Here is a 9,120-nt window from a genome sequence, read left to right as displayed (position 1 = left end):
GCTGGAAAACTCTTTAAAGTTGCTTTTTCTAAAACTAAATAAACAATTATATATTTTAAAATAACAAATACAAAAAATCTTTTGCATTAAGTGAGGTTGGCAAAGTAGATTTTGCAAAAGTCCTATATAATTCATTTCCTTTCATCAGAGAGGATTATATAGAAAAGAAAATAAAAAATATCGATTATACATTAGATCAATTCATTGGTACTTTTTCTACAAGTATTCGCCCTGCTAAAAATTAAAAACTTATTCATGATGTGTAAAACGTATAAATACAGTTGAGATTTTACACATCGTACTACAAAAAATTCTTCGCTATTCTACTTTTGACCTGTCAAATTGAGACAAGGTCATGGATAATAACGCACTAACATACCATCTAACAAAAGTTTTTTCGGAGCTTGAGGTTCGGATAGCAGGGAGAGTACTATCTCTGCTGACGGAACAAGGCATAGCTGCAGGAGTGCCAACAGATTCGGGGAAATTTTTGACAGATAAGCAGTTATGCGAACATCTTCAGATCTCAATTTCACACTTCCACAACTTTAAGAAAGCTCATTCTGATTTCCCTTCTTATGCGATCGGTAAGAATATTCGGTATAAGCTTTCTGAGGTGGAGGAATTCTTGAAGTCTAATCAATTAAAGTTGAAAAAATAAAATGGATAATAGCAAAAAAATAGAAATTCCATTTGAAGTTACCGATAAGGGGAAAGTACGGTTTGATACGTACGGTTATATAAAATATACCGAAGATTTGGGATTCAGAAGAACCAAAATATTTGGAGTTGAGCATCTTGTTAGAATACAGGATAATATTGTAAAAATTGTTAATAAGCCGGATATCATACAAGTAGCATTGGAATATCTTGATGAAAATTTCGATCAGAAATCAGAGCTTGAGTACGGAGCTACCAAATATGAAATTAAAAATGCATGGATCAATAAAGCACGGCAGATTTCAGAAGATGCGACATTATCATTTTTGCGATATGAAGAACTTGACCCACTTAGGGATACGCAGGAAATAAGCTATTTCTGTTATCAAAACACAGTGGTAAAAGTACAGGCAAAGACTATCGAAACTGTAGATTATCAGGATTTAGAACATCATGTTTTTTACGATCAGATCATCCAGAGAGGTTTTAACTATGATGAATCTTGTTTAGACGAATTCATTCCATTCAGACAATTCATACACAATGTTGCAGGAAATATCGAGGAAAGGATCTTACCATTTGAGGTAATGATTGGCTATATGCTTCATACATTCCAGAATCCTGCCTTGGCAAAAGCAGTCATTTTACTTGATAGTATTGTTAATGAAATCGGACTGATAGAAGGAGGGACAGGAAAGTCCCTCCTAGTGAGAGGGTTGAGCTATATGAGGTTCCTGTGTAATATTTCAGGAAAAGATTTTTCCAGTAGTTCTGGTTTTGCATTCCAAAGGGTAACACCTTTCACCAGTATTGTAGCAATCAATGACATTAAAGAAAATCAGAATTTCGAGGGATTCTTTGGCAGAATAACAGATGGGTTTACGATAAGCAGGAAGTACAAACATGATATTTTCATCGCATTTGCTTATGGTCCGAAAATGATTATCACAAGCAATTATTATGTAAAATCTCCATCAGGAAACAGTACAGAAAGAAGGAAACATGAAATTGAATTATCAACCAACTACGGCAAAGATTTAACGGTTTATGATGACTTCGGACATCACTTCTTTGATGATTGGAAAGAAGATCAATGGTTAGGGTTTGACCACTACATGCTACACTGTGTTAAGTTATATCTTGAAAAAGGATTGGTAAAAGCCCCTTCTATCAACTTAGAGTTAAGAAAACTCATCAGTGAGGTAGGATTGGAACTGATGGAATTCTTAGATCAAATATTACTGACCAAAACCAAGCTTCATAAAAAAGAGTTGTTTGCTGAATTCAGAAAAGAATCAATAGGATCACGTTATCAGCTGAGTTTGAGAGGATTTACCATAAGGTTAAAAAAATATCTGGAGTATAAAGGTATAAGCTATGTAGAGACTCCAAGTAATACTAAGGTTTTTGTTGAAATCGTTACCGAAGAAACACAGAAAAAACAGAATCTTTTGACAATAAATGATATCAAAACTGATTACAAAACTGTTGATACCGCCAATAAAATGACACGATTAGTCAATCACTTACAGAAATTTTTCAGTACTGATAATACCAGTAAAAATTAACATTTTAAATTTAATAATATGACCGAGATAAAAATAAAAGGAAAAGCCATAGCGGTAGACTTGGAGACTACGGGATTAGACCCATTTACAGACCATATTGTGAGTGTTGCTATATCTGTTGAAAAAGGAACGGGATTTAACATTGTTCTCCCTTTTTACAAAAATAAAGCCAAAGTGAAAGAATTCTTACAACCGATTTTATGGGTACTAGAAGATGAAACGATTACCAAAGTCTTTCATAATGCCAAATTTGATTTAAAATTCTTTCATCAGTATGGGATTGATATTAAAGGAGAAATTATTGACACAATGATTTTAGATTATCTCTTTGATCCTAACCGTAAAACTCACGGATTGAAAGAAATTTCAGAACTCCACCTCAATTATCATCAGATTTCTTTTGATGAAATGAGGAAAGGCAGAGATATTACCGAAGTTCCAAAAGAAGAACTCACACAATATGCCTGTGAAGATGCAGACCTAACCCTGCAATTGTATCATTATTTAACTCAACAATTAAATCAAAACTAAAATGGATATATCTATTAATCAGTTAGAACACAATTTAATCTGTGTTCTAACTAAAATCGAACGCAATGGTGTAAAAATAAACACGAAGAAATTAGAACGTGTGGAACATCAGTTATTAAATCGACTACAGACGACCACCAAAAAAATAATGGAGGTTGCAGGAACTGAAATCAACCTTAACAGCAATGAACAGCTGAGTACCCTGCTTTTTGAAACTCTTAAACTTCAACCTAAAGTTACTTCCAAAGGTAAATCGGGATTGATTTCTGTTGATAAATCGCACTTAGGTAAACTTGTGAATGACCATGAAATTGTACCACTAATCTTAGATTACAGGAAAACCAATACTCTGTTAAGCTTCTGTAATCAATTGAAAGAAGTTAACCCGAAAACGAAAAGACTTCATTGTAACTTAAATCAGATAGGAACAGCTACAGGACGTTTCAGTTGTAGTAATCCGAACTTACAGAATATACCAAATGTAAAGCTAAAGGACAAAGAAAATGAAACTGATGAAATTAAGATCCTTGCTTCGGAACTGCGGGAGGTTTTTATTGCTGAAAAAGGTTGTGTGCTGATTGGTGCAGATTATTCACAGATTGAGCTTAGGGTAATGGCGGAGATGAGCCAAGACAGCTTTTTACTTCATGCTTATTGTAATGATATAGATATTCATCAATTAACAGCTTCCAAAGTGTTCAGTTGTAAGGTTTCAGAAGTAACGGAGGAACAGAGGAAAATTGCGAAGACAATCAATTTCGGTTTAATCTATGGAATGTCAGCAGTAGGATTAGCAGAATCTCTTACATCAATTACAAAGAAACATCATTCTAAGGAAGATGCCGAGAAAATGATGTCAGATTATTTTGCCGAGTTCAGTGGTGTAGAATCCTGTTTGGAGGGATTAGTCGATTATGCTGATCATCATGGTTATTCCAGAACATTGTTCGAACGCACTAGACCAATTCCTCAGCTCTCTTCTAATGATTTGAATATTCGAGAGAAAGGAAAACGCCTTGCAATGAATTCTCCTGTACAGGGAAGTGCAGCCGATATTATCAAAATGGCGATGGTAAACTGTGATAAAGCGATTTCAGAACAGGGGTTAAAGTCAAAAATAATTCTTCAAATCCATGACGAACTGCTTTTTGAGGTTCCTAAAAGTGAAGTGGAAATCATGGAAAAGCTGATAAAACATGAGATGGAAAACGTCGTAAAACTATCTATTCCACTAACAATAGAAATCGGTAAAGGGGCTAATTGGGCAGAAGCCCACTAAATAAGAATTATTAAAGATTAAATATTTATAAAATGTCAAAAATAAAATTCATTTGGTAGTACTGCTGAATTAACAGAAAGCAAAACAATTACTGACAACAAAAATTTTCAAGAAATGAAAAACTCAATATCTGAAATTTCACAAAGCACCCAAGTAGAACTTACCAATTTCCAAATAGACTTTTTGAAATTAGAAATCCCAATGGAAGAATTTGATGTTCCCCTTGAAGAAATGGGGATAAAATGGGAAAATCTGACAGAGCACCCGACCATTAAAAACCAGTTTGTTTTGAAAACCGAAACATGGCAATATGCTAAGAATTTTAGTATATATTTTGGGAGGAAATCTATTGTTTTACGTTTCAGTCTTCCTTACTTGCTGTATGGACATAATTATTGTGCTACTGTTTTGGAAGATTTTTATAATGTTAAAACGTTAATAAAAGATTTGATTGGTATTGATATAACGTTTTCCGAAATCAAAGAACTGGAATTCGGGGCGTATGAAAAAATGAATGAAGATGCCAAAGATTATATCGATTCTATTGTAGGAATCAAAAATTACGAACTGGAAAAATCAACTAAAGGTTTTTAAGATGTTTGGAGATAGGAAAAAAAATTTCCACTATAAAATCTATGATGCTGTTGCTAATGCCAAAGCTAAAAAAACATTTACGCTCGGAAAATATCCAGAAAAGGGATTGTTAAAGCACGAAATCAAGCTGACAAATACCAGCCCTTATTTTGATAGTGTTTTTTATCTTGATTTGTATGAACCACTATGCTCATATTGGGATGAACTGAAAGAGGATTTAATTGATTGCCAAAATTCCTTATCTTTTAAAAACAATAATCCTGTATTACTTCATGATACAGACTTAATTCATATCCTCTACGCAGGACTTAAACAATATGAAAGCGGTGTTGCTTCTGAAAATGTTGTTAGATTATTGTTTGATTTGATTGAGAATTCGGGGTTAACTCCGTCTCAAAAGAGTAAACGCAGAAAAGCAATCAATCTTTTAGAGGATCAGTACAATCAAAGGTTTTAACATTTGATTGAAAAATTAAAAACTTTAGCCCTAACTGTTGTAGCGCATAGTGGTTTAGGGCTAAAGTTACTACAACAAAACTATGTCGCAAAATTCACAATTAATAATCTAAAATTAAAGCAATGGCAACATTTAAATTTATCCTGAGTAAGCTTGATTATCAGAAGAAAAAGAAAAGTCCTGAATCCCTTTTGATGCTGAGGTATACTCATAAAAAGAAAACAACCCATTTTTCGACTCATAAGAATATTGACGAAAAATACTGGGATGAAAGAACACAAATGGTAAAGAGGAGCTATCCTGGCTCTGACAGGTTCAATATTTACATTAAAGGAATTCGTCAGAAAGTGGAAGATATTGTTAATGGTATGCTGATCGAGGGTAATGATCCTACTACTGATTATGTAAAGTCTGTTTACAATGCTGATAAGAATGGGACGGAGAAAAAGAAACAATATACGTTCTTTGAATATGCTGAAAAGTACTTAGAAAATGGTAAGAACCGTCTTACAGCAAGTACAATTAAAAGCTATCGTACCGCTTTGCATAAGCTTGAAGATTATCAAGACTATAGCAGAAATAAATTGGGCTGGATGAGCTTTGATATTGACTTTTATTATGATTTCATGGATTTTTACACAGGAATTGAAGGATTGACTAATAACGGTTTTGGTAAAATCATTAAAAATCTTAAAGCTATATTAAACTCAGCAACTGAGGATGGTTATAATAATTTTACAGGCTACCAGCATAAAAATTTTAAGACAGTAAGAGAAGATGTCAATAATATTTACCTCAGCGAAGAAGAGATTTCTAAACTTCTAAAATTGGATTTAAGTAGTGATAAAATAATGGAAAGAACGAGGGATTTATTTGTCTTCGGTTGTTATACAGGGTTGAGGTTTAGTGATTTTAGCCAAGTAAAGCAGGAACATATTGTTGGTGATATTCTTAGAATCAAAACTATAAAGACGAGTGAATGGGTAAATATTCCGATTCTTCCAGCCGCGATACATGAATCTGTTTTCAACTCCCGGATATTCTTAGAATCAAAACTATAAAGACGAGTGAATGGGTAAATATTCCGATTCTTCCAGCAGTGAGGGAGATCATGGATAAGTACAAAGATAATCCGAACAATCTTCCGAAATCTGTATCTAATCAAACAATGAATAGAAATTTGAAAGTGTTGGGCGACTTGGCAAAAATTAATGATAAAATTCTAAAAATTAGAAATAAAGGGAAAGAAAGGATTGAAGAAAATCTTTTGAAATATGAAATGATCTGTACTCATACTGCAAGAAGATCCTTCGCTACTAATATGTTCAAGAGAGGTGTTCCTACAAGGGTAATTATGAATATCACAGGACATAGAACTGAAAAGGCTTTTAATAGTTATATTAAGATTTCACAGGATGAGAATGCAGAACTTTTGAAAGAGTACTTTAGTAAATCAGCGTAGATTTTTTAAGAACATAGCAAAACCTGCCCAAAAGCAGGTTTTCCCTGTTTGCTTTCAGTGTCTTTTTATGAAAGAGGAAGGAACTCAAAGAAACGTGGACTTATCTGCGGGTCTAGTACTTAAAAACAGATAAACTTAAAAAGAAATATAACATAACCTCCTGTTAAATACAGTTTGCAAACATTCGATTATTTAACTTAGGCGAAGTCCACGAATAAATTTGAATGGTACAACAGAAGTAAGCTGTAATTTTTAGATATTGAAAAAGAATCTGAATAGAAAATTAAAACAAACTCCTTTGTACTCAATATTTTCAATGATGCTGTACAAACTTAAATGTAAAAACCGATAAAGAATCCCGATTGAAAATTTTTAAGTGGAGAAGATGGTTAAAAATCGTTCACAATATTCTATTTATTTAAATTTTCTTTTATTCAAAAGGGCAAGGAGGAATTACCATTTTAAATTCAAAAGACATTTTGAGACACATCACAAATTAATTTTGGTTGAGCTGGTTTTTCTTTGAAATCTAAAAAAAAAAAGAAAGAGAAGTGATTTATCACTTCCATTCAATTTTTCACAGTTCTTTTTTTAATTAAAGTTTTTAATTGAAGTCTTTAATTGGGTTATTAATTATACGTGCAAAATTGGTGAGAGTGAAGTGCAAAATTGGTGAGAGTGAAATGCAAATTTGATGTGATTGAAACGCAAAAATGGTGTGATTGAAATGCAAAATCAGGTGAATTGAAATTCACAATTGGTGATAAAGTAGTACTGTTACTTCCTGAAAAAATGTAGTTGTGGTAGTAGGTAAAGTTACTGATTTCAACAGAGAAATTCAGTGGTACAGAACTAAAAACAGGATATAAAAGTAGTTGACTCCTTTTCGCAGTCCGTAGTAGAGTATAAAAACAGTAAACATGGGGAGGACAACCAAGGAGCAGTCCGAAGTAGTAGTAGTAGTAGTAGTAGTAGTAGTAGTAGTAGTAGTAGTAGTAGTAGTAGTAGTGAAAAAATAATCAAAATAGCAGTACAATGAAAAAATATACAAATGAAAATTTCGATGATGAATGCGAAGAATATTGGTTATATGGATTTTCTAAAAAGTTAACAGTAGAAATTCCTTTTGAGATTTTGTCAAATAAAGAATTGTCTTTCAATGAAAAGCTTGTATTCGGACTGGATTTTTCGCTGAAAAAGAAACTTGGTTTTAATCAAATGACAAATAAAGATGTAGGGAAAATGTTCAATTTACATCCCAATATTATTGGAGATTGTAGAAAAATCCTTTTGAAGAAAGGATATTTAACCAAAGAGGGAAGAAAATATTTCTTAACTGACCATTATAGAACTATTCAGGAATCAGAAATTAATGATACTGAAAAAGGAGAAAATAAAGACAAAAGGAACATTAAACTTCCTATTGATGTGTATTCTCATAAAGAGTTAAAAACAGGTGAAAAACTCCTATGGGGTGAGTATAACTCAATCAGCAAGGGAGAAAAAGAATATTTTGCCAGAAGAGAATATACTGCAAACCGCATGAATGCAAGTGTAGAAAGCATCTCTAAGTGGGCAAAATCTCTTTACGAAAAAGGACTGTTCAAAAAATATGAAATTGTCACAGGTTATTACACCCATCAAAGAAGAATTATCACCTGTCGTTTTGATAAAAAGTAAATCGAAGTGCAAAACTGGTGTTTTGAAATCCTCTTTTGTATAAAACAATTTTTAACAAAGTAGATGAATTTTAAATCACTTTTGACATCAAATATCCAAATTGAAATTAAACCCGATTTTTGAATCGAGAACACTACTCAAATTAAGTTTTACCCTGATTAAGATTGAAGAATATTGAATTGTTACTTGGTTAAAACATAAAAATGTTGTTTAACACTATTAAAATTAATAGCTTTACGGTAGTAAATGGAAAAATAAAATATAAGATAGAAATATTTAAAATTAGATAAAAACATATTGCATTTCGCAAACTGATTTCTGTAATCGAAAAGTCGAAAATTTCAAGTACAACAGGAAGGAGTTTAGCAAAATGCTCAAGCTAAGGGCTTGGGCATTGCTTTACTTTGTTGTACAGGGCTTCGACTCCCTCGATTACGGGTATTGACAATGTCTCAAGCCCGTTTTTTGTTTTCATACATCATTACGGGTTTCAGTAAGGAATATTAAAAAAAGAATTATAAAATTGAACACTAAACCCCTAACTATGAAAGAAATCAAAATTATTTTATTGTGTTTTGTAACATTAATAACTACTGCCTGTAATCAATCCATAAATCATAAATATGACGGTTCGTATTCTATGAATATTCAGATGTTTGGAATGGCTAATTCTAAAAAAGATTTGATTATTAATGGAAACAAAATTAAATACATTGGTGAAATTTGGAATTGTAGACAATATGATGATAAGGTGGATGTTGAAAACGGAAAAATGATATTTACATATGTTGATGGAGATTTAGTTGTAAATGTTTGGATATGCAAATAAAAATTCCAGTATAAGTTAAGCTACATTTTGATAAATTTTGTTTTGATTGTTAAACTCTTC

Annotated in this window: 10 protein-coding genes; all 10 read left to right on the top strand. The window is 32.3% G+C overall.

The features are described from left to right. Positions 1–355 precede the first annotated feature (355 nt). Positions 356–661, top strand: a complete 306-nt coding sequence (locus H6W52_RS20505) for a helix-turn-helix domain-containing protein (RefSeq protein ID WP_116100134.1) — start codon at positions 356–358, stop codon at positions 659–661. Between the two features lies 1 nt (position 662). Continuing rightward, entirely contained in the window at positions 663–2,228 is a 1,566-nt protein-coding gene (locus tag H6W52_RS20500) for a hypothetical protein (RefSeq protein ID WP_116100133.1), read from the top strand. A gap of 18 nt (positions 2,229–2,246) precedes the next feature. Beyond that, entirely contained in the window at positions 2,247–2,759 is a 513-nt protein-coding gene (locus H6W52_RS20495; RefSeq protein WP_116100132.1) for a ribonuclease H-like domain-containing protein, read from the top strand. A 1-nt stretch (position 2,760) separates the two neighbouring features. Next, positions 2,761–4,038 carry a DNA polymerase gene (locus H6W52_RS20490; RefSeq protein ID WP_116100131.1) on the top strand — a complete coding sequence of 426 codons (1,278 nt, stop codon included), beginning with the start codon at positions 2,761–2,763 and terminating at the stop codon, positions 4,036–4,038. A gap of 114 nt (positions 4,039–4,152) precedes the next feature. Next, on the top strand, positions 4,153–4,632 hold the full coding sequence (locus H6W52_RS20485) for a hypothetical protein (protein ID WP_116100130.1): 480 nt from the start codon (positions 4,153–4,155) through the stop codon (positions 4,630–4,632). Between the two features lies 1 nt (position 4,633). Beyond that, the gene (locus H6W52_RS20480; RefSeq protein WP_116100129.1) at positions 4,634–5,089 is read left to right on the top strand and encodes a hypothetical protein; all 456 of its coding nucleotides are present in this window, start codon (positions 4,634–4,636) and stop codon (positions 5,087–5,089) included. 122 nt (positions 5,090–5,211) lie between these two features. After that, positions 5,212–6,150: a phage integrase SAM-like domain-containing protein gene (locus H6W52_RS20475; protein ID WP_116100128.1), complete on the top strand. Its 939-nt coding sequence runs from the start codon at positions 5,212–5,214 to the stop codon at positions 6,148–6,150. 50 nt (positions 6,151–6,200) lie between these two features. Beyond that, positions 6,201–6,551, top strand: a complete 351-nt coding sequence (locus H6W52_RS20470) for a tyrosine-type recombinase/integrase (protein ID WP_116100127.1) — start codon at positions 6,201–6,203, stop codon at positions 6,549–6,551. 1,035 nt (positions 6,552–7,586) lie between these two features. Further along, complete coding sequence (locus tag H6W52_RS20465) at positions 7,587–8,231, top strand: helix-turn-helix domain-containing protein (protein WP_116100126.1); 645 nt, start codon at positions 7,587–7,589, stop codon at positions 8,229–8,231. Between the two features lie 544 nt (positions 8,232–8,775). After that, positions 8,776–9,060, top strand: a complete 285-nt coding sequence (locus tag H6W52_RS20460) for a hypothetical protein (RefSeq protein ID WP_116100125.1) — start codon at positions 8,776–8,778, stop codon at positions 9,058–9,060. The last annotated feature ends 60 nt before the right edge of the window (positions 9,061–9,120 follow it).

This window comes from Chryseobacterium sp. C2(2020) (assembly GCF_014218915.1).
GTDB classification, from domain to species: domain Bacteria; phylum Bacteroidota; class Bacteroidia; order Flavobacteriales; family Weeksellaceae; genus Chryseobacterium; species Chryseobacterium mucoviscidosis.
This window is presented reverse-complemented; position numbering and strand designations above follow the sequence as displayed.

Coding starts and splice junctions, on each gene's coding strand:
- H6W52_RS20485 (WP_116100130.1), top strand. CDS start 4,153: ATGAAAAACTCAATATCTGAAATTTCACAAAGCACCCAAGTAGAACTT.
- H6W52_RS20505 (WP_116100134.1), top strand. CDS start 356: ATGGATAATAACGCACTAACATACCATCTAACAAAAGTTTTTTCGGAG.
- H6W52_RS20460 (WP_116100125.1), top strand. CDS start 8,776: ATGAAAGAAATCAAAATTATTTTATTGTGTTTTGTAACATTAATAACT.
- H6W52_RS20470 (WP_116100127.1), top strand. CDS start 6,201: ATGGATAAGTACAAAGATAATCCGAACAATCTTCCGAAATCTGTATCT.
- H6W52_RS20475 (WP_116100128.1), top strand. CDS start 5,212: ATGGCAACATTTAAATTTATCCTGAGTAAGCTTGATTATCAGAAGAAA.
- H6W52_RS20490 (WP_116100131.1), top strand. CDS start 2,761: ATGGATATATCTATTAATCAGTTAGAACACAATTTAATCTGTGTTCTA.
- H6W52_RS20480 (WP_116100129.1), top strand. CDS start 4,634: ATGTTTGGAGATAGGAAAAAAAATTTCCACTATAAAATCTATGATGCT.
- H6W52_RS20500 (WP_116100133.1), top strand. CDS start 663: ATGGATAATAGCAAAAAAATAGAAATTCCATTTGAAGTTACCGATAAG.
- H6W52_RS20465 (WP_116100126.1), top strand. CDS start 7,587: ATGAAAAAATATACAAATGAAAATTTCGATGATGAATGCGAAGAATAT.
- H6W52_RS20495 (WP_116100132.1), top strand. CDS start 2,247: ATGACCGAGATAAAAATAAAAGGAAAAGCCATAGCGGTAGACTTGGAG.